Source organism: Rhizobium sp. CIAT894, assembly GCF_000172795.2.
In the GTDB taxonomy this organism is placed as follows: Bacteria; Pseudomonadota; Alphaproteobacteria; order Rhizobiales; family Rhizobiaceae; genus Rhizobium.
In genome coordinates, this window is the sequence record NZ_CP020947.1 from 2,216,145 (window position 1) to 2,236,612 (window position 20,468).

The following is a 20,468-nucleotide window of genomic DNA, read 5'->3' on the forward strand; positions in this document are numbered from 1 at the left end:
TGTCACCGTCAAGCGAAACATCAAGTTTTACCGTCGCCAATGATTTCCGGGAGGTTGGCATGGTGAACTTGACTCAGCTTGTGCCGCAATCTACCCCTCATGAAAAAGAGGGCGGAACAGAAGCAAGTGCCAGTTTTCATCTATCGGGATAGTCGTGGCCGCGCGCCGTCGGAGGCGCTTGCTTGACATTCGAGCCTCTCTATTCGCTTTCGGGCCTGTTCGTCGGCGCGCTCGTCGGCATCACCGGCGTTGGTGGTGGGTCGCTGATGACCCCGCTGCTGGTGCTGCTCTTCGGTGTCCATCCCGCCACCGCGGTCGGCACCGATCTTCTCTACGCGGCAATCACCAAGACCGCCGGCACCGCGGTTCACGGCGTGCATGGGCGCATCAACTGGAAGATCGTCGGCGGCCTCGCCGTCGGCAGCGTGCCCGCCGCCCTGCTGATGCTCTGGCTGCTGGCTGGCGTCGACCGCAAGAGCATCGGCGTGACCAACACGATCACGACAGCTCTCGGCTGGCTTCTCGTCATGACCGCAATCATGCTGGTCTTCCGGGGCCCGATCCTCGAATTGGCGCGCCGCGCCATCGGCGATCGCACCCCGCCGCGGCCGGCGGTCATCCTCACCCTCACCGTCGTACTCGGGTTCCTGCTCGGCGTCCTCGTCACCCTTACCTCGGTCGGCGCCGGCGCGCTGGGCGTGACGATCCTGCTCGTCCTTTATCCCAGGCTCGATGTGCGCGAGATCGTCGGTTCAGATATCGTCCACGCAGTGCCGCTGACACTGATCGGCGGCATGGGTTACTGGCTGATCGGCGAGATCGACTGGCCGATGCTGTTTGCCCTGCTTGTCGGCTCTATCCCCGGCATCATCATCGGCAGCCTTTTGGCGCCGAAACTGCACGAACGCACCATCCGCATCGTCCTTGCCGTTACCCTTGCCGTCGTCGCTTGGAAGTTGCTGGCCAGCTGACCTGAGCAACCAGATTACAGGCCCGGCTGTTTGATGTCGGCGAGAATGCCGATGATCGTCTGCTTGCGGTCGAGATTATAGGCATCGGAGATGGTCAGCCGCTCGGTGATCTCGGAATAGAGCCGCGCCAGCCGTTCCGCCGCGGTGATCCGCCCCTCTCCTGCCGCTGCGCGCGCCCGGTTCATGATGTCGTCGCCGACATGGTTGACGAAGAAATCGAAGATCGTGTCGCTTTCCCGGCCCGAAAGCGCGTCGGCCAGCCGATGCATCGCCTTGCGGGCCGTCGGCCCTTCGGCGGCAAGCATCTCGTCATAGGCGGCGATGATCTCACCGCCGCCGTAGTTCAACAGTTTCAGCGCCTCGCCGACGCTGCCCTTGGCAGCGGAAAGCACCGCACCGCCCTCGCCCGACAGGCCGAGATGGGCAAGGGCCGCCACCAGCGCGTCGTCGGCAAGCGGCGCCAGTTTCAGCGGCAGGCAGCGCGAACGGATGGTCGGCAGCAGCCGCCCGGGCGCATGCGACAGCACCAGAAACAGCGCCCGCTTCGGCGGTTCCTCGAGGATTTTCAGGATGGCGTTGGCCGCATTGCGGTTCATGTCATCAGCAGGGTCGATGATGACGATCCGCCAGTTGCCGGTGCCTGACGTCTGCGAGAAGAACTTGCCGGCCCGGCGCACCTCGTCGACTGTTATCGCCGATTTCACTTTGCCGGTCTTTTCGTCCACCGGCCGGGCGAGATGCAGCAGATTGTGCGAGGCGCCGGAGGCGATCTGCCGGCTGACTGATGAGGCCGGATCCGGGTCGCCGATGGTTTCCGGCGCGGTGGCGGGATCGGGATGCGAGAGCACGTGATTGGCGAAGCGGAAGGCGAGCGTCGCCTTGCCGATGCCTTCCGGCCCCTCGATCAGAATGGCGTGGTGACCCTTGCCGGAGCGGTAGGAGTGCGCAAGGAAGGCCTCCGCCTCCGCATGGCCGAACAGCCTGGTGTTTTCGCCCGGCCAGATGGCGCCCTCGAGCAGTCCGGGCCTCTCTTCACTCATAATGGGCATCACTCATGATGGGCGGCTTCCGGCATTCGGGCACGGTCTGAAGGCGACAGCAGCTGTTTGACGATCGCCAGGATTTCAGCGGCAATCGCCTCCTCGCTCTGCATGGCATTGACCACGTGGCAGCGCTCGGGCTCGCGAGCGGCGATATCGAGAAAGGCCTCGCGCCGTTTCTCATGCGTTTCGAGCCGCTCCTTCTCGAAGCGATCGGGCGCATCGGCGGCAGCACGCTTCTGCGCCCGCTCCAGCCCGATCTTGGCGGGAATGTCGAGGATCACCGTGCAATCCGGCGTGACGCCATTGATGGCGACGCGCTGCAGAGTCTCGATGAAATCCGGATCGAGACTTCCGGTGATGCCCTGGTAGACGCGCGAGGAATCCATGAAGCGGTCGCAAAGCACGATCTTGCCGGCGGTCAGCGCCGGCCGGATCACCTCTTCGACATGGTCGTTGCGCGCCGCAGCAAAGAGGATCGCTTCCATCCGCGTACCGTATGCTTCGGCAGCACCCGACAGCAGCACATGGCGCACGGCCTCCGCCCCCGGAGATCCGCCCGGTTCGCGCGTCATCAGCACGTCTTGGCCTTCGCCCTTCAGCGCTGCGGCGAGGCGGCGAATCTGCGTGGACTTGCCAGCGCCTTCCCCGCCTTCAAACGTAACGAACAATCCCGTACCGGATGACAATGCCAATTTCCCGCATTCCAGGCGCCGCACATGCGCCCCACCTCTTCTATCTATCCGAAGATGTCAGGGAGGAAAACCTTTCGCCGCGGCGACATATTCACCTTTCCCAGCAAAACGCATGGGAAGGCCTGCCGTTCAGCCGGGCGCGGACTTGTCCCAGAGCCAGGAGAAGAACAGCGATTCGCCGAGTTCGAGCATGGCGTCGACCGCCCGGCTGCTGAGCGAGCCCTCGCCGACCGCCTGCACGGTATAGAGCGGCACTTCCCTGAGCAGCCGCGACCCTGCGAAAATCCTCAGCGTGCCTGCCTGGGTATCCGCCTCTACCGGTGCCGTCAGCGGCCAGCGATAGACGATGCGCGCCGACAGCCGGTCGGGATTGCTGATCGGAATATAGACGCTGACCGGCGCCTTGGCGATCAGATCGACGGTACGCGCGGTGCCGCCATAGACGCTGGCTGCGCCGATCACTTCCTTTTCGGCAAAGATCTGCCGGCTCTCGAAGGCGGTCAGTCCCCATTCGAGCACGCGCTTGGCTTCCTCCGTCCGCTCCTTGTCGGAAGCAATGCCCGCCAGCGCCAGAAACAGCCGCCTGCCGTCGCGCTCAACCGACGCGACGATCGAATAGCCCTCGCCCTCGGTAAAACCGGTCGCCAGCCCGTCGGCGCCGAGATCGAGCCCGAGCAGCGGGTTGCGGTTGCGCTGGAAGATCTTGTTCCACTCGAAATCCGGCTGGGCGAAATAGGGATAGAGGTTGGGGTAGGACTGCTGCAGGGCCGTGGCCAGCGTCACCATCTCACGCGCCGTCACCTTGCTCTTTCCATCGGGCAGGCCGGTGGAATTGCCGAACTCGGCCTTCTCCATGCCGAGCTCGCGGGCCCGCCGCGTCATCGACTCGGCAAATTGCTGCTCGGTTCCGGCCATACCCTCGGCAAGGATGATGCAGCTGTCATTGGCGCCCTGGATGGCGACGCCCTTGATCAGGTCCTCGACGCGCACGCGCGATTTGAGGCTGGCAAACATCGTCGCCGCCCGCGACGGTGCGCCGCCGGTTCTCCAGGCATATTCGGAAACCGGATATTCGGTATCCAAGGTGATTTGGCCCTTCGTCACCGCCTCGAAGACGAGATCCATCGTCATCAGCTTGGCCAGCGAAGCCGGCGAAAAGCCCTGGTCCTCGTTCTTGGCGAGAAGCACCGTGCCGGTGGCGGCCTCGATCATATAAGCCTGCTCCGCCTTGGTGGCGAAACCGGCAGCACCGCTATCGGCCGCAAGCGCCGCGGCGGTGAACGGCATTAGCCATGCCAGAGCAATTCCAGACAGGAAGCCGAACTGGTCTAAAAGGCGAAGCGCAGGCTTCAGCATCAAGAGCTTCCATCGATCGAGCGGCGTGTCGTCAGGAGGTTAGAGCGAGAGGAAATCCGATGCAATTGCCGTGCTCAGCGCGCAGCAAATTTGGTCTGATGACGCTTGGCCGAGGCAAGGATCGACTCCTGCGTCAGTCCGTCATTACGCACCATCACCGCATCGAAGGCGAGATTGACGGTCACCGTCTTCACGTCCTCGTTCTGATAACCGAGCGCGAGGGAGCCCAGCGGCCGTTCATAGGGCATGGGGCCAATCTCCGGCAGCACGATCATCTGGTCGAAGGCCTGCTGGGTATTGTTGGCGGAGGGTGCTGATGGCGCCACCAGGACATGGGCGGGCGCTGCCAGGGCGGGTGCAGCGGCGGCGGCATTGTAGCGCGCGCTCGGCGTCGAGCCGGCATAGGAAGTCGCCGACATCGGCACCGGCACGTTGGCGGGCGTCTCGTAATCTTCCGAACTCTGCAGCTGGTCGCGGGTGATCTTGCGGCTGTTGGACGCGACCATCACGCCGGTTGCGATCTGGCCCTCCGGATTGACGCCCGGAATGCGGCTGCCCTTCGGCACATAGGAGGCCATCAGATAGGGCATGTCGTGGCCGTCCATCCGAGCGCGGCCGACATATTGCACGCGCACCTTGCCGGTGCCGCTGTGCTGCAGATCCAGCATATCGGCCGTCTTGTTGGACAGGTCGATGATGCGGCCTTCATGATAGGGGCCGCGATCGTTGACGCGCACGATGACGGAGGAGCCGCTTTCGAGGTTGGTGACGCGCGCATAGCTCGGCAGCGGGAAGGTCGGATGGGCGGCAGACAGATGCATCTGGTCGTAGACTTCGCCGTTCGCCGTCAGGCGGCCATGAAAAGCCGAGCCATACCAGGAAGCGACGCCGACCTTGTTATAGGAAAAGTCTTCCTTCGGGTAATACCACTTGCCCTTCACTTCGTAGGGGTTGCCGACCATGTAGCGGCCGCCGCCCTTGGGGATATTGTTGCCGGTGGCGACACGCGGGCTCGCCTTCACGCCATATTCGGATTCGGAGAAATATTCTTTGCCGTGGGCTTTCTTCTTCGGCACCGCCTGCGTCGTGCCGCACGACGCAACCGTCGCACACATCGCCGAGATCGCCAGCCACCGTGCTGTCGTTGCGAAAGACGCCGCCCCGTATCCCAATTTCATATGCCCCACGCCGCTCAAGGATCGTTATGGTTAAGGAACTTTGCCCCATCCTGGGCCAATACGCCTTATCCCCGCCCGCCTAACGAGACTTTAATCTTGTTAAGTTCGTGGCAAATTTACGAGGGATTTCGCTGCGATAGCGACAATTCTAATGATTATGGTTTATAAATTGCTAACGCGGGACTTCCCGCCCTGCCCTTGCACCGCTGCAAGGGAGCCTGAAATCGTCGTGCCAAAGCGGAGCATATGGTAAACGCCAGGGCGCTTTCGACGCCGGAAAAGCTCCGAATTGAGACAGATCGGAACATGCCTTGCGAGCGGTGGCGTCCTTCTTGCCCACCCCGCTGAAGTCAAGCTATCACCCGTTGAGCAATTCTATTTCGACCGCCCCGCTTCACGCGCAGAAACGGAATCCCGAAATGACGAAAATTACAGCTGCGAAGCCGGCGAGCTGCGATCCTGGGAACAAGGTCGTATCAGGTTGCAAAAAAATTCAAATAGCATGCTAATTTTCACGATGCATTGATCCGTCTTCTGTCGCGGGCAGGTCCATAGCCTTTCCCGGAACGTTTCGCTTCGACATCTGTTGAGTCGCAAATAAGCGACGGGTGAGGTGCTGAGGCAAGCCATGAGGATGTTGATGGTAATCGTCATCGGGGTGATGGTAGCGTCTATCCTCGGTATTCTGATCATCAAACCATTTGATCGAGGCGGCGGGAAGAACGACACGCCCCCAGCTGTTATCCAGCAGCCGGAGCCGAAGTGAGGCCGTCTCAGATCTCCTTGCCTGTCATGGGAAACGCTGCAGAACAAGTTGACGCTGCGATCAAAGCTGCTAAAAAGCCAGCGGTCGAATGATTGGGTAGGAAATCGGGAATAAATGCCGATTTTCGAAAATCAACCATGTGTTGATTGTTAAACCTTTTCAGATAGATGGAAGAGTGTCCGAGTGGTTTAAGGAACCGGTCTTGAAAACCGGCGTGCGGGAAACCGTACCGTGGGTTCGAATCCCACCTCTTCCGCCATGCTGCCTTGATTGCGTGCGGAATTCGCTCGCCACACAACTGTCGCGTATATTGGCGGCAATCGCATTCCCGGTGTCGGGTCTTGGTGCCGCCGGACTAAAAGCTTTTGCCATGCAACAATCGTGATCGGGATCGAAAGCGCGTCGCGCCCGATCACGACAGCGTCGAATATATCAGGATGCCGACAGAACCCCAGAAGAGCACCGGCGTAACTATCATTCCCACAACGAAAATCTTCGTCACCGCAAAACTCCGCAACTCGACTCATGCCGCGAAACCTATTGCAATGAGGTGAGTTTGCTATGGGCATAAAGTCCGGGATAGATCGGACCTTGGTCTCAGTTTCGGTTGCCGGAGACCATCGCGATCAGCCTGGATTCAAGCCCACCGGCGCGACACGGCATGAGAGCCCAAACGAAGCGTTCAGTCGCTCGATGAAGCGCCCCTTCTGAGCGTGACGTTCGCGGATCGAATGCAGGCGGCGAGTAAAATCGGCGGTATCGCCGTTTTCGTCGGCGATCGTTTTCATGTCGATGAGGAGGCCGGTGGCGGCGTTGTAGCCGGAGGCATTGCGGCGTTCGATCTCGGTCTCGATTTCGCGCCAGACATGATTGCCCCGCTCGATGATCGCGTTCAGCCGCGCACGGCGAGCACGGGCCTCTTCCGCCTCTTTGCGTTTTCGTTCCGCCGCCAGCCGTTCGTCTTCCCTGCGCTTGCGCATGTCGCGGATCGCGCCGGCACGCGCTTGCAACTCGGCGACCGTTGGCGCTGGGTTGGCTGCGGAAATCGTGGCCGCGGAGAGGTTGCGGACGCGTTGCCGCAACTCGCTTGCCATATGCTGATCGCCCTCGATCAGACGGGTAAGAAGCGTCGTCTTCTCGCTGTCGGGCAAGGCGGCTGCGAAACGTCGCACGGCATCCGATGCCATAGAGGGGTCCGATGCCGCCTCGGCCGGGCGTTCGGCGGCCGCGACAACCAGGTCGGCATCGAGACAGAAGAACCGCGCAGGCTTCAAGTGCATCGTTCATCGGGCCGATCCCGGGCAAGGGCGACACCTCCCCCGGTCCGAACGCCCCGGCCTCGACGGCCATCAGCCACAGCAGATAAAAGATCCTGAGATCGCCGCCGAGCACATCGGCGCGCAGTGGCGTCAGAGACTCGAGCCAGCCCGATCCGTCTTCATCGTTATCGTATTCGGGTTCTTGCTCGCAGATTATATCGAGGATCAGATTTTCGCCTGAACTCGTCAGTCCGGCGCAATCGACCTCGCCGATAAATCCCTCGAGGCGTTGCCGATCGATCAGCCGCTCCGGGAAACGGATCATCAGCCGCCGCGTTCCCCAGTTCGCGAGATAGAGGTGCATATCGAACCAGCGTTCCATGAGTTCGGCCGGGTCACCCTTGAAGTCGCCCCACTCGTAGGAATTGGTGAAGCTTGTGGAGGTGATCCGCGCCCGCGTCGATAAACTCCGAAGAGCTTGGCGATCTGCGTCACCGAGGGGGCGGTCGATCGCTTGGAACTCGTAATATTGATATTCGCTCATGGCCGTGGTGCTTGAGATTGCATCGGGGACGAAGTGCCGGTCTGCGACCCCGTCTTGATCCGACGGGATGCAGCACGCCGGCAGTTTCGAGGATTCGCAGCGCCTCGGCAAGCGTCGTCCCATGCCGTCGATACGGGGCGTAATGGTTGACTATGCCGTGTCCCCATGATTTTCCGTCCGGGATCATCAAATGAGGACATCATGGCCGACGACATCATCGTAAAAGACAGCAACGGAAGCCAGCTTCACGACGGCGATTCCGTAACCCTGATCAAGGACCTCAAGGTCAAGGGGACTTCGGAGACGCTGAAGCGTGGAACGCTGGTGAAGGGCATTCGCCTGACCGACAATCCCGGTGAGATCGAGTGCAATACCAAGCAGGTCAAAGGCCTGGTGCTGAAAACCGAGTTTTTGAAGAAGGCGTAAGGCCGCATCGCCCGTCAATCGCCCTCCTGCGGCATCTCCTCGGTGATTACCTCGAAGCGGGCGAGCGTTGCCGGGCCGAAAGCCGTCGACATTGCCACATCGGTGGCGTCGCGGCCGGTTGCCATCAATATTCTGCCGATGCGCGGCGTGTTGTGGCGGGCATCGACCGTATGCCAATGGCCGCCGAGAAAGACCTCGAACCAGGCGCTGAAATCCATCGGATTGGGATCGATCGGAACGCCGATATCGCCGAGATAACCGGTGCAATATCGCGCCGGGATATTCATGCATCGGCAAAGCGCGATGGCGAGATGGGCAAAGTCGCGGCAGACGCCTGCCTTGTCGATGAAGCCGCCATGCGCGGTCCGCAGCAGGTCGGCCTTCAGGTAGTCGAAGGTGATGTGGTCATGGACGAAATCGCAGATCGCCTGGACGCGCGCCCAGCCGAGCGGCGTCGACGAGAAGGTTGCCCAGGCGAAATCGGCAAGCCTGTCGGTGTCGCAATATCGGCTGCCGAGCATGAAGACGAGCACCTCGTCCGGCAGGTCGTTGATCGCGTGCTGGACGGCATCTTCGGGAACGATGTCGGGTTGGCCGCTGTCGTAGATCTCGAACTCCGTGGAGATCGTCGTTACTCCCGCCGGGGCGACGATCCGGCTGCAGGCATTGCCGAAACCATCGGTATATTCCCAGGCCTCGATCGCCCGGTCGAAGGTCAGGACCTGCTCGCTGAGAAGATCCGCGCGGCGGGAAGGATGGATGTTGAGAACGAGCAGCATCGGTGTCGGCTGTATGCATTCATAGCCCAGATGAAACCCGGCGCGTATCTTCATGATGGCGTCCTCGCGTCCCGCATAGCTGCGTGACTATGCAACGTCAATCGCACGACCCGGTTCCCGCGGCTGCCGCCGCGTCCAAGCTCCGAAAAATCCAGGCTCACCTGGTGGTGACGTTAACCTGCACTGTCATGCTGTCGAAATCCGTACCATGCCCGTCATAGCTGCCGCTCAGCGGCACGGCCTGGCGCGGATCGCGGGCGACGGCGACACGGATGAGATCGCGGTTGCCGACGATCCCGTTGGTCGGATCGAACTCCGCCCAGCCGGCGCCGGGAAGATAAATCTGGCACCATGCATGGGTGGAGCCGCCGCCGAGCACGGTCGAGCCGTCTCGATCGGGAACATAGACATAGCCCGTGACAAAGCGCGCCGCGAGGCCGAGCACGCGTGCCGCCTCCATCATCAGAAGCGCGAAATCCCGGCAGGTGCCGGAGCGAAGCTGCAAGGTCTGCAGCGGCGTCTGCGTTCCGTGCTCCATCCGGCGCCGATAGACGAAGCTTTCCCGAATGGCGTAACACAGCGTCATCAGCAGATGCCCGGTCTCCGTCGGACGTCCCTGGCGCAGGAACTGCCGCGCCCAGCGTCCGACCTCGTCGTTGGGGTCGGGATAATGGCGCTGCATCGCCGGCGTCAGATCGGCAATCTCGTCCTTGTCGTAGGAGAAGGGATAGGTCAGGGCCTGGTCGTCCACCTTGAGATCCAGGGCAACCTGCGGCGTATGGTCGAGCGTGATCCAGGTTTCGAAACGAAGCTCGGATGCCGGCCGCGAAATATCGATGAGCGCCACGCAATTGCCGAAAACATCGTGGATCCAGCGCACATGACTTTCCTCGGGATAGGTCGTCAACGACGCTTCGATCAGCCGCTGGTCGAAACTGTCGCGCGGCCGGAACATCAGCCGATGCTCACCGAAATCGACCTCCCTGACGTAGCGATAGGACGTGATGTGGCGGACGGAGAAAATTGTCATCGGCCGCCGTCCGATAATCTGTTCACCGTGCTTCTCCAAGGCGGCGGCGCCGCCTCTCCTCTGCGAAAGCGCCCTGCCCGCTTCCCCGCTCATCCCGATTTCTTGTCATATAAGCACATCCGAAAGATTGCTATTGTACATCGACCGATCGACGGCAGAGCCGTCCAACCTAAGAGGATAACATGCATATCATCTGGGACGTTCTGACACTTCTGCTGACAATCGGCTCGCTCTATGGCGGTCGCGAATACCGGATTATTCGCGCCCGTGCCCGCGCTCAGAACTGGGGCAATTTCTGATTCGATTCCGATCGCATCCTCGCCGCCGGACCGGCGGCGATCGCGGATACGTCGAATGACGTAACGCCATGCGCTTCAGCAAGTGCTTTATTAGACGAGACGGCGTCGATCCGTCCATTCTCCCTGTTACTTCAAGCCCGCCTCACCCCAGGCGGGCTTTTTTCGTGGTGATTCTTCTGTCGCGCCTATTTTCCGGGCGCCCGACTCACTTCTTGGCGCCGGCGGAAAGAACCCGATGCGTGGCATTGTCCATTGCGTGGCTTGCCTCCTGTCCGTCCTTCTTTAGCCCATATGCGGTGTTGCCGCAGCCGGACAGGGCGAGCAGGCAGAGGCAGGCGATGGCGATTGCAGCTTTTGACATCAAATGTTCCCCTCGGATCGAATGGCTTCTGAATAAAATGATGCGCTTCGCAGCAAAATCAATCCGTCGTGGCCGCATGACCACGAAGTTATATGTGCGCCCATATAGCGCATTTCCAAGGTGTTGCTTGGTGTCGCGCTTTCGATCGCAACCTTCTCAAGATAAGAAGCATTCTCAAGTCATCTATCACAGACATTCACCCGTTATTCGAGTGTTTATTCTTCCGTCTCGTAAAAGAACAGGTGTGCCATTTCGGTATTTTAAGTTTTACTCAAATGCTGTACTTAACTATTTATTAGTAATAATCTTGCGCGGCGGCCGCTTCAGCTTATGCTTTCCTCAAAGGGGAGAGAAAAGAATGTTTAGCAAAAGCCTGATCATGCCTTTCGGCTTCGCACTGCTCGCCATATCAGGCCTCCTGTTCCAGTTGGCCGTTCACGCGCTGGAGACGCCGGTCACCCAACTGCAGCCGTAAGTGCTTTAAATTCTGCCAGGAGTGGAATTTCTTTCCGTTTCATGCATTGTTTGGAGTCGCTTTTACCAGGAGGGAGCTAACCATGGAAAACGCAGGTGTAGGTTGGATTGCAGCCATCATTATCGGTGGCATCGCCGGATGGCTGGCGGAAAAGGTCATGAGCAGCAACATGGGCTTGCTCATGAACATATTGCTCGGCATTGTCGGCGCCATTGTCGCCAACTGGATCCTGGGTCTGTTGCACATCCAGCCGCTTGCCGGTTGGCTGGGTTATCTGATCACCGGTTTCGTCGGCGCCTGTATCCTGATTTTCGTCGGCCGCCTCATCCGCCGCTGATCCCGGTCGCGCCAGCTGGCCAGTCGCGCCAGCTGACCCTGGACGCGTCAGCGGGCCGGTCGCGTTGCTGATTATCCAAACACCAAAAGCCGGGCAATCATGGCGCCCGGCTTTTCATTGTCCTGAAGTTTTTTCAGCGACGGCTCAGCAGGCCGAAGACATAGGCGATGCCTGCGGTCACGGCCAGGGCGACGAGCGGTTCTTCACGAACCTTGTCGCGCAGCTGTTCCGTCATCAGCGACGCCTCGTCTGTTACCGCCGACTTTGCCCCCTGCCCGAGCGCGACCACGCTTTCCGTCAGCCGGGAGAGATCGTTGCGAAGGGCTGCGACCTGCGCCGACAGGTCGTCTGCCGCCATATCGGCCTTGACGCGCGCAGCGGTGGATTCGGCGGAAGCGGATTTCAATTCTGCCATGGTCTGCTCCTGTTTCATCGGATGCCGCTTCAACGAAATGACGGCCCGAAAGGTTCCGCCGCAACCGATCTTTTGTTCGCCGCAAAGCCGCTTCGGCCGGGCGGCAGCCTTGTGCAGCTTTTCGCGTGACAAACCCTTCATTTCCTGTCGGGTTTGTTTTAAGGAACGTCGAATGTCCGCCCGCGCGCGGCTCAATGATACTGCGAGGTTTGCGTTTCTATGTTCCATATCCTGAGAAGAGCCGCTCAGACCTGGGTCGCCAAGCTGCTGATGCTTCTGCTGGTCGCGTCCTTCGGCATCTGGGGCGTCTCCCGGTCGCTGATAACGGGCGGCAACAGCACTACGGTCGTGACCGTCGGCGATCAGCATGTGGACGTCAACGAATTCCACCTCGCCTATCAGCGCCAGGTCGCAAGCCTCAGCCAGCAGTTCGGCATGCGCCTCACGCCGGAACAGGCCCGCGCCTTCGGCGTCGAACAGCAGGTGCTCGCCCAGCTCGTCGCCGGCGCCTCGCTCGACCAGCTCGCCGAAGACATGAACCTCGGCCTCTCCGAGGATCGCCTCGCCCAGCTGATCGCCGACGATCCGGCCTTCAAGGCTGTCAACGGCAAGTTCGACCGTGAACTCTTCATCTCGCGCCTGCGCAATGCCAATATCCGCCAGGACGACTACATCAAGGAGCGCAGCAAGGTCGCTGTCCGCAGCCAGGTCGTCGATGCCATTTCGAATGGTTTCACCGCCCCGAAGACGCTGGTCGACGCCCTGAAGCTCTATGGCGATGAAAGCCGCAGCATCGACTATCTGCTGCTCACCAACGCCAATATCGAGCCGATCAAGGCGCCTGCCGACGACGTGCTGGCGACCTGGTTCGAGGGCGTCAAGCAGCGCTACCAGGCGCCCGAATACCGCAAGCTCGTCTATCTCAAGCTGCAGCCCGCCGATATCGCCGATGCTGCGACCGTCACCGACGACCAGATTCACGAAGCTTTCGACAAGAGCAAAGATACTTACCGCACGCCGGAAAGCCGCACCATCGAACAGCTGACCTTTGCCAGCAAGGATCTTGCCGCCGCCGCCGAAACGGCGCTGAAGGGCGGCACCAGTTTCGACCAGCTGGTCTCCGACCAGGGCAAGACGGCAAGCGACGTGCTGCTTGGCGAATTCACCAAGGACAAGGTTCCCGACCAGGCCGTTGCCGATGCGGCCTTCGCAGTTTCGAAGGATGGCGGCACGACGCCTGTCGTCGAAGGCTCCTTCGGCTCCGTCATCCTGCGCATCACCAACATCAAGCCGGAAACGGTGAAGAATTTCGACGAGGTGAAGGAAGACATCCGCAAGCAGCTGGCGCTGTCCAATGCCTCTCAGGAAGTGATCAACGTTCACGACCGCATCGAGGATCTGCGCGCCGGCGGCGCCACGCTCGAGGATATCGCCGGCCAGCTGAAGCTCACCGCCGTAGCCGTCGATGCCGTCGATATGACCGGCGCCGACAAGGACGGCAAAGAGGTCAAGGATATCCCGGTCAAGCAGCAGCTGCTCGGCGAAGCCTTCAAGACCGAAGTTGGTGTCGATGCGCCGCCGCTGCCGATCGGCAATGACGGTTATGTCTGGTTCAATGTCCGCGAGATCACGCCGACCCGCGAGCGCCCGGTCACCGAGGTGCACGAAAAGGCGGTCGAGGACTGGACGGCGGAACAGCAGAAAGCCGAACTCGCCAAGAAGACCGACGAATTGAAGGCTGAGGCAGCCAAGGGCAAGGCGCTTGCCGATATCGCGACGCCGCTCGGCATCGCCGTCGAAAGCAAGAGCGGCGTCACCCGCTCCACCGATGATCCGGTGCTTGGCCGCGCCGGCGTCACCGCCGCCTTCTCCGGGCCGATCGATACGGTCGCGAGCGCTGTCGGCGCCGATCCCTCGACGCAGATCCTGATGAAGGTCACCGAGGTCAACAGCCAGCCGACCAGCGACGCGCTGAACAACCGCGACGCCCAGATCACCACCATGGCCAACGCCGCCGGCGACGACATTCTCGATCAGATGGTCAACCTGCTGCAGACGCAGTACGGCGCTCAGATCAACCAGAAGCTCGCCGAACAGGCAACGACCCGCTAGGAGGCTTTATGACCGATCTGAAGCCGTTCCTGGCCAAGGCCGCAAGCCGCGAGCCGCTGACGCGTGAGGAGGCTCGCGCCGCCTTCGACATCCTGATGTCGGGCCAGGCGACACCCTCGCAGATCGGCGGCTTCCTGATGGCGCTGCGCGTGCGCGGCGAAACCGTCGACGAGATCGTCGGCGCCGTCACCGCGATGCGCGCGAAGATGCTGACCGTCGAGGCGCCTGCCGATGCGATCGACATCGTCGGCACCGGCGGCGATGCCAGCGGCACCTACAATATCTCGACGCTGGCGGCGCTGATCGTCGCCGGCGCCGGCGTCCCCGTCGCCAAGCACGGCAACCGGGCGCTGAGTTCGAAATCGGGCGCGGCCGACAATCTGGCCGCCCTCGGGGTCAAGCTCGATGTCGGTCCCGAAATCATCTCCCGCTGCATCGCTGACGCCGGCGTCGGCTTCATGTTCGCGCAGATGCATCATTCCGCCATGCGCCACGTCAACCCGTCCCGGGTTGAGCTCGGCACGCGCACCATCTTCAATCTGCTGGGCCCCCTTTCCAATCCGGCCGGCGTTCGCCGCCAGCTGCTCGGCGTCTTCTCGCCGCAATGGCTGGTGCCGCTTGCCGAGGTCATGCGCGACCTCGGTTCCGAATGCGTCTGGGTGGTCCATGGCGACGGCCTCGACGAAATCACCACCACCGGCATCACCAAGGTCGCAGCCCTCGAAGACGGCAAGATCCGCACTTTCGAATTGTCGCCCGCCGATTTCGGCGTCAGCCCCTGCGTGCTCGCCGATATCAAGGGCGGTGATGGCGTCGCCAATGCCGCAGCGCTTCGCGAGGTGCTCAGCGGCGCGAAGAATGCCTATCGCGATGTCTCGCTCGCCAATGCCGCCGCCTCGCTTGTCATCGCAGGCAAGGCGGAGACGATCCGCGACGGCATGACGCTTGCCGCGCATTCGCTGGACAGCGGCGCCACCGCGCTCGCCCTCGACAAACTCATCGCCGTTTCCAACGATATCGACTAGGATTGGCCGATGACCGATATCCTGAAGAAGATCGAACTCTATAAGCGCGAGGAGATCGCCGCCGCCAAGGCTGCCGTGTCGCTTGCCGACCTCAAGGCGATGCAGGCCGGCCAGTCCGCCCCGCGCGGCTTTTACACGGCGCTCGTGTCCAAGCGGGAAGCCGGCCGTTTCGGTCTGATCGCCGAGATCAAGAAAGCAAGCCCGTCCAAGGGGCTGATCCGTCCGGATTTCGATCCGCCGGCGCTGGCAAAGGCCTATGAATCCGGTGGCGCGGCATGCCTTTCCGTGCTGACCGACACGCCGAGTTTCCAGGGCGCACCGGAATTTCTGACGGCGGCGCGGGCCGCCTGCGCCCTGCCCGCTTTGCGCAAGGATTTCATGTTCGAGACCTATCAGGTCCACGAGGCGCGCGCCTGGGGTGCCGACTGCATTCTGCTGATCATGGCGTCGCTGAGCGATGACGATGCGGAGCGTCTGCAGGACGAAGCTTTCTCGCTCGGCATGGATGTGCTGGTCGAGGTTCATGACGCGCCGGAAATGGAACGGGCGCTGAAGCTCTCCTCGCCGCTTATCGGCATCAACAACCGCAATCTGCGCACGTTCGACGTCAGCCTGACGGTCAGCGAGACGCTTGCCTCCATGGTGCCGGCAGAGCGGCTGCTCGTCGGCGAAAGCGGCATCTTCACCCATGCCGATTGCCAGCGCCTGCAGGTCGTCGACATCAACACCTTCCTTGTCGGCGAAAGCCTGATGCGCAAGGACGACGTGGCGGCCGCCACCCGCGCGCTGCTCTTTGGCGAAGCCGCCATCGCGGCCGAATGATATGAGCGGCGGAAAGCCCGGCCTCACCCATATCGATGCCTCCGGCGAGGCGCATATGGTCGACGTCTCAGACAAGGCCGAGACGGTGCGCATCGCCACGGCCGAGGGCCATGTGAAGATGGCGGCGGAAACGCTGGCGCTGATCCGCCAGGGCAATGCCAAGAAGGGCGATGTGATCGGCACGGCACGCCTTGCCGGGATCATGGCGGCCAAACGCACCGCCGATCTCATCCCGCTCTGCCATCCGCTGATGCTGACCAAGGTCACCGTCGAGATCGAGGAAGACGCCGCCCTGCCCGGCCTGCGCGTCATGGCAACCGCCAAGTTGACCGGCAAGACCGGTGTGGAGATGGAGGCGCTGACCGCGGTCTCGATCGCTTGTCTGACGATCTACGACATGGCCAAGGCAGCCGACAAGGCAATGGAGATCGGCGGCGTCAGGCTGCTCGAAAAATCCGGCGGCAAATCCGGCGATTTCCGTCATCCGGAGGCGAAATGAACCTTCTGCCGGTCGCCGAGGCCATGAACCGCTTGCTTTCCCGCGCAAAGCCCGTTGCTGCGTCCGAGACGCTGCCGCTCGCAGAAGCGGAAGGCCGCATTCTCGCCGTCGATCTCACTGCCGGCCTCACCCAGCCGCCCTTCAATGCGTCGGCCATGGATGGCTATGCGCTGCGCCGTGACGATGCGCCGGAGCCGGGCGCCGTGCTGAAGGTCATCGGCACGTCTTCCGCCGGCCATGCCTTTGAAGGAAGCGTCGGTCAAGGCGAGGCGGTCCGCATCTTCACCGGCGCACCCGTTCCGTTAGGCGCCGATAGCGTCCTGCTGCAGGAGGATGCCGAGAAGATCGAAGGCGGCATCCGAACCAATTTCCCGGTCCGGCAGGGCCAGCATGTGCGTCCCCGCGGCCAGGATTTTGCCGAAGGCGAAGCCGTGCTGTCCGCCGGCGCCGTGCTTGATTTCTCGCGGCTGACGGTCGCCGCCGGCATGAACCGGCCTGAGGTCGCGATTCTCAAGCGTCCGCTGATCGCCATCCTCGCAACCGGCGACGAACTGCTGCCGCCCGGAAGCACGCCCGGTCCTTCGCAGATCATCGCCTCCAATACGTTCGGTATTGCAGCCCTTGCCCGCAAAGCCGGCGCCGATGTGCTCGATCTCGGCATCGTGCCTGACGACAAGGCGAGGATCACCGCGGCGATCGATGCGGCGCGGGACGCCCAGGCCGATGTCATCGTCACGCTCGGCGGCGCGTCGGTCGGCGATCATGATCTGGTGCAGGCGACGCTGATCGAGGCCGGCATGCAGCTGGATTTCTGGCGCATCGCCATGCGCCCCGGCAAACCGCTGATGGTCGGCAGCTTCGGCGAGACCCATGTGCTCGGTCTGCCCGGCAATCCGGTCTCGAGTTTGGTCTGCTCGCTGCTCTTCCTCGAGCCGCTGATCCGCAAACTCGCCTCCCTGCCGCCGGTGCAACGCGAGGCAATGGTGGAGGCGGCCGTCACATTGCGCGCCAATGATCACCGGCAGGACTATATCAGGGCGAGGCTTTCGAAATCCACGACCGGAAACTGGCTGGCCGAACCGTTCGGCAAGCAGGATTCCTCGATGATGAAGGTCTTCGCGCAGGCCGACTGCCTCATCATCCGCCCGCCGCATGCGCCGGAGCTACCGGCCGGAGCGCCCTGCCCGGTCATGCTGTTGCGGCCGGATCTTCTGGTATAGTTTCGACTTTCAGCTGCTTCAGGAAAGGGAAAAAACGCCCGCCTGCACTGCCCCGTCGCTGGACCCCGCGCCGAAATCCGCAACCGCATGCGTCGCGATTCGCTGAAGTGCGCCCTGGGGCAGGTAGGCGCGATGGGGATCGCCGATCAGCACCTCGATGCCGGAGGCCTGGCAACGCTTGAGGAAAGCCATCACCCGCAAGGCAAGCGCGGAATCGTAAAACAGGTCGCCGACAACGAGGAGATCAGTCTCCTCTGGCGGCAGCGCCTCGATGATATCGGCGGCGACGGCGACGATGTTCACGCCGTTCACCGCCGCGTTGAGACCGATTGCGGCAATGGCGTTGGCATCGACATCGACCGCCGTCACCGCGGCAGCTCCGGCCTTGGCCGCCGCAATGGCGACGAGCCCGGAGCCGGCGCCGAGATCGACGACGCGGCGGCCGGCGACCACTCCCGGCCGATCGAGCAGATGGCGGGCAAGCACGGCGCCGCCGGCCCAAGGATAGGCCCAGTAAGGCGCCGGATCGGCTTCTCCGCGGCCGGCAAGCCGCCAGAGCCCGCTCGCAGGGCCCGCGGTATGGAGGAGGATTTCGGGAATGGCGGGAACGGGTGAAATCGGCAGATAGGCCTGGATGAAGGCGGCCGGATCGGGACGCGGCGGGCCGGAGCGTTTCATCGTCGTCATGCTCCCCATCCCGCTATAAAATCCAACGATTCAAGAGTTCTTCATGGCGAGATGCGGCATGCCGGTGTCGAGACATTCCGCTTGTCGGCCAATCGTCAGATGAAGCCCTCCGCCCGAACCGGCGAAGGGCTGCGGCGAAATCAGCCGGGTTTCTTCTTCGAGAACTTGTTCTTTGGCCCGGCGCCGCCCTTGCCCTCGTATTTCGAGCCTTCGGATTTCCCGCCTTCGAATTTTGGCTTGTCGTATTTAGGCTTGTCGAACTTCGGCTTATCTGATTTCGGACCATCGAATCCGGGCTTGCCGGGTTTCTTGCTCCAGGGCTTGCTATCCTGCCTTTGCTGGCCGCTATTGTCGGCTGCAGCATATCCGCCGCCCGAACCTTTGCCGAACTTGTTCTTCGGACGTTCGCCACGGGAGGCGTCGTCCGGCCGCTCGTCACGCGACGACTTGCCGGCATAAGATTTCGGCGACGGGGCGCGGCTGAAATCCGGCGTGCCGGAGAGCTTGGTCACGCGAATGCCGCGTTCGAGCGCCTTGTTCGGCCCGATCGCCGCCAGGAAGCTTTCGGCACTCGCCGCCGCGATCTCCACAAAGGTTTCCTCGGGCTGCATCTTGATCGCGCCGATCTCACGCTTGGTGACATTGCCGTTGCGGCAGAGCATCGGGATCAGCCAGCGCGGCTCGGCATTCTGCTTGCGACCGACCGAGACGGAGAACCAGACGCTGGCGCCGAAATCCTCGCGCGGTCCCTTCTGCGCCGGCTCGTAAGGCTCGGCATTGTCGCGGCGCTTGCGGCTGCCCCCGTCCTGCACGGTGACCTCGATCAGATCCTCCGGCGCCGAATGGTTGGTACGGTAAAGGCGCAGGAAGGCGGCGGCGAGCTTTTCGGCGCCGTGGCTGGAAAGCAGCTGCTGCACCAGCCCCTGTTCTTCCTCTTGCGGCGCTTCGCTGAAGATCGGATCGGCGAGCAGCCGTTCGTCGTCGCGCTCGTTCACTTCCTCGGCCGACGGCGGCCGCGCCCAGGCTGCCGAAATACCGGCATTGTCGAGCAGACGCTCTGCCTTGCGCCGCGCGTTCAGCGGCACGATCATGGCGCTGATGCCCTTGCGCCCGGCCCGGCCGGTGCGGCCGCTGCGGTGCAGCAGCGTTTCCGGATTGGTCGGCAAGTCGGCGTGGATGACGAGATCGAGGCCCGGCAGGTCGATGCCGCGGGCGGCGACGTCTGTCGCGATGCAGACGCGGGCGCGCCCGTCGCGCATGGCTTGCAGCGCATGGCTGCGTTCGTTCTGCGTCAGTTCGCCGGAGAGCGCCACGACGGAGAAATTGCGGTTGTTGAACCGCGACGTGAGATGATTGACGGCGGCGCGCGTCGAACAGAAGACGATGGCGTTGGTCGCCTCGTAATAGCGCAGCACGTTGATGATCGCGTTCTCGCGGTCGCTCGGAGCCACGACAAGCGCGCGATATTCGATATCGACATGCTGCTTTTCCTCGGCCGCGGTGCTGATGCGCACGGCATCGCGCTGGTAGCTCTTGGCAAGCTTGGCGATCGCCGCCGGGACGGTGGCCGAAAACATCAGCGTCCGACGCTCATCCGGCGCCGAATCGAGAATGAATTCGAGATCCTCGCGGAAACCGAGGTCGAGCATTTCGTCGGCCTCGTCGAGCACGGCCGCCTTCAGTTCCGACATGTCGAGCGCCCTGCGGCGGATATGGTCGCAGAGCCGGCCGGGCGTGCCGACGACGATATGGGCGCCGCGTTCGAGCGAACGGCGCTCGCTGCGGATATCCATGCCGCCGACGCAACTGGCGATCACCGCCCCCGTCATCTCATAGAGCCATTCGAGTTCACGTTTCACCTGCAGGGCAAGTTCGCGGGTCGGAGCGATGACGAGGGCGAGCGGGGCGCCTGCATTGCCGAAGCGTTCGCGGCCCTCAAGTAGCGTCGGCGCCAGCGCCAGGCCGAAGGCGACGGTCTTGCCGGAGCCGGTCTGGGCCGAGACCAGCGCGTCGGAAGCGGCAAGCGCCGGATCGAGCATCGATTTCTGCACCGGGGTGAGTTCGGCGTAACCGCGCTTCTGCAACGCCTTGGCGATCGCCGGAACGACGCCGTTGAATTCTGTCATGAGTTCGATCTTTCGGAGCTGTCAGGCGCGAAATGCGCCATGGCCG

General features: G+C 62.3%; 19 protein-coding genes, 1 tRNA gene and 1 pseudogene. 10 read left to right on the top strand and 11 right to left on the bottom strand.

All coding sequences use genetic code 11. The features are described 5' to 3' along the window. Positions 1–182 precede the first annotated feature (182 nt). Positions 183–971 carry a sulfite exporter TauE/SafE family protein gene (locus RHEC894_RS11000; protein ID WP_085737290.1) on the top strand — a complete coding sequence of 263 codons (789 nt, stop codon included), beginning with the start codon at positions 183–185 and terminating at the stop codon, positions 969–971. 14 nt (positions 972–985) lie between these two features. Here the strand turns inward: RHEC894_RS11000 and RHEC894_RS11005 are convergent, their stop codons facing one another. The 4 genes from RHEC894_RS11005 to RHEC894_RS11020 form a co-directional block, all read right to left on the bottom strand. Next, positions 986–2,011: a DNA polymerase III subunit delta' gene (locus RHEC894_RS11005; protein ID WP_085737291.1), complete on the bottom strand. Its 1,026-nt coding sequence runs from the start codon at positions 2,009–2,011 to the stop codon at positions 986–988. Positions 2,012–2,019: 8 nt separating this feature from the next. Next, positions 2,020–2,700 (bottom strand): dTMP kinase, encoded by a 681-nt coding sequence (tmk, locus tag RHEC894_RS11010; RefSeq protein ID WP_010068953.1) that lies wholly within the window; start codon positions 2,698–2,700, stop codon positions 2,020–2,022. Between the two features lie 135 nt (positions 2,701–2,835). Further along, the gene (locus tag RHEC894_RS11015) at positions 2,836–4,062 is read right to left on the bottom strand and encodes a D-alanyl-D-alanine carboxypeptidase family protein (protein WP_010068954.1); all 1,227 of its coding nucleotides are present in this window, start codon (positions 4,060–4,062) and stop codon (positions 2,836–2,838) included. A 74-nt stretch (positions 4,063–4,136) separates the two neighbouring features. Further along, complete coding sequence (locus RHEC894_RS11020; RefSeq protein WP_085737292.1) at positions 4,137–5,240, bottom strand: septal ring lytic transglycosylase RlpA family protein; 1,104 nt, start codon at positions 5,238–5,240, stop codon at positions 4,137–4,139. 640 nt (positions 5,241–5,880) lie between these two features. Here RHEC894_RS11020 and RHEC894_RS33775 point away from each other — a divergent pair. Both RHEC894_RS33775 and RHEC894_RS11025 read left to right on the top strand, forming a co-directional pair. Beyond that, positions 5,881–6,006: a hypothetical protein gene (locus RHEC894_RS33775; protein WP_280955287.1), complete on the top strand. Its 126-nt coding sequence runs from the start codon at positions 5,881–5,883 to the stop codon at positions 6,004–6,006. Between the two features lie 169 nt (positions 6,007–6,175). After that, positions 6,176–6,265 (top strand) — tRNA-Ser (locus RHEC894_RS11025). A 367-nt stretch (positions 6,266–6,632) separates the two neighbouring features. Here the strand turns inward: RHEC894_RS11025 and RHEC894_RS11030 are convergent. Beyond that, positions 6,633–7,809 (bottom strand): annotated as a pseudogene (locus tag RHEC894_RS11030) (hypothetical protein). Between the two features lie 201 nt (positions 7,810–8,010). On the opposite strand from RHEC894_RS11030, the gene RHEC894_RS11035 reads away from it, so the two are divergent. Continuing rightward, on the top strand, positions 8,011–8,235 hold the full coding sequence (locus RHEC894_RS11035) for an alkylphosphonate utilization protein (RefSeq protein WP_010035073.1): 225 nt from the start codon (positions 8,011–8,013) through the stop codon (positions 8,233–8,235). 14 nt (positions 8,236–8,249) lie between these two features. On the opposite strand, the gene RHEC894_RS11040 is transcribed toward RHEC894_RS11035, so the two are convergent. The 3 genes from RHEC894_RS11040 to RHEC894_RS11050 form a co-directional block, all read right to left on the bottom strand. Then, positions 8,250–9,068, bottom strand: coding sequence for a transglutaminase family protein (locus RHEC894_RS11040; protein ID WP_085737293.1), 819 nt, complete (start codon positions 9,066–9,068; stop codon positions 8,250–8,252). A 103-nt stretch (positions 9,069–9,171) separates the two neighbouring features. Then, the gene (locus RHEC894_RS11045) at positions 9,172–10,044 is read right to left on the bottom strand and encodes a transglutaminase family protein (protein ID WP_085737294.1); all 873 of its coding nucleotides are present in this window, start codon (positions 10,042–10,044) and stop codon (positions 9,172–9,174) included. Positions 10,045–10,548: 504 nt separating this feature from the next. After that, complete coding sequence (locus tag RHEC894_RS11050) at positions 10,549–10,704, bottom strand: hypothetical protein (RefSeq protein ID WP_010067617.1); 156 nt, start codon at positions 10,702–10,704, stop codon at positions 10,549–10,551. 557 nt (positions 10,705–11,261) lie between these two features. On the opposite strand from RHEC894_RS11050, the gene RHEC894_RS11055 reads away from it, so the two are divergent. Then, positions 11,262–11,516, top strand: coding sequence for a GlsB/YeaQ/YmgE family stress response membrane protein (locus RHEC894_RS11055; protein ID WP_010067678.1), 255 nt, complete (start codon positions 11,262–11,264; stop codon positions 11,514–11,516). 133 nt (positions 11,517–11,649) lie between these two features. Here the strand turns inward: RHEC894_RS11055 and RHEC894_RS11060 are convergent, their stop codons facing one another. Beyond that, on the bottom strand, positions 11,650–11,931 hold the full coding sequence (locus tag RHEC894_RS11060) for a hypothetical protein (RefSeq protein ID WP_085738937.1): 282 nt from the start codon (positions 11,929–11,931) through the stop codon (positions 11,650–11,652). Between the two features lie 219 nt (positions 11,932–12,150). On the opposite strand from RHEC894_RS11060, the gene RHEC894_RS11065 reads away from it, so the two are divergent. From RHEC894_RS11065 to glp, 5 genes are read left to right on the top strand one after another with little or no spacing between them, the layout of a single operon-like run. Beyond that, positions 12,151–14,043 carry a peptidylprolyl isomerase gene (locus tag RHEC894_RS11065; protein ID WP_085737295.1) on the top strand — a complete coding sequence of 631 codons (1,893 nt, stop codon included), beginning with the start codon at positions 12,151–12,153 and terminating at the stop codon, positions 14,041–14,043. 8 nt (positions 14,044–14,051) lie between these two features. Beyond that, positions 14,052–15,068 (top strand): anthranilate phosphoribosyltransferase, encoded by a 1,017-nt coding sequence (gene trpD / locus RHEC894_RS11070; RefSeq protein ID WP_085737296.1) that lies wholly within the window; start codon positions 14,052–14,054, stop codon positions 15,066–15,068. Between the two features lie 9 nt (positions 15,069–15,077). Next, positions 15,078–15,890 carry an indole-3-glycerol phosphate synthase TrpC gene (trpC, locus tag RHEC894_RS11075; RefSeq protein WP_010066987.1) on the top strand — a complete coding sequence of 271 codons (813 nt, stop codon included), beginning with the start codon at positions 15,078–15,080 and terminating at the stop codon, positions 15,888–15,890. A gap of 1 nt (position 15,891) precedes the next feature. Beyond that, the gene (moaC, locus tag RHEC894_RS11080) at positions 15,892–16,389 is read left to right on the top strand and encodes a cyclic pyranopterin monophosphate synthase MoaC (RefSeq protein WP_085737297.1); all 498 of its coding nucleotides are present in this window, start codon (positions 15,892–15,894) and stop codon (positions 16,387–16,389) included. Continuing rightward, positions 16,386–17,609, top strand: a complete 1,224-nt coding sequence (glp, locus tag RHEC894_RS11085; protein WP_085737298.1) for a gephyrin-like molybdotransferase Glp — start codon at positions 16,386–16,388, stop codon at positions 17,607–17,609. The genes moaC and glp overlap by 4 nt, the downstream gene beginning before the upstream one ends. An 18-nt stretch (positions 17,610–17,627) precedes the next feature. Here glp and RHEC894_RS11090 read toward each other — a convergent pair whose 3' ends face one another. Further along, positions 17,628–18,287 carry a 50S ribosomal protein L11 methyltransferase gene (locus tag RHEC894_RS11090; protein WP_085738938.1) on the bottom strand — a complete coding sequence of 220 codons (660 nt, stop codon included), beginning with the start codon at positions 18,285–18,287 and terminating at the stop codon, positions 17,628–17,630. A 149-nt stretch (positions 18,288–18,436) separates the two neighbouring features. Continuing rightward, positions 18,437–20,422, bottom strand: a complete 1,986-nt coding sequence (locus RHEC894_RS11095) for a DEAD/DEAH box helicase (protein WP_085737299.1) — start codon at positions 20,420–20,422, stop codon at positions 18,437–18,439. Between the last annotated feature and the right edge of the window lie 46 nt (positions 20,423–20,468).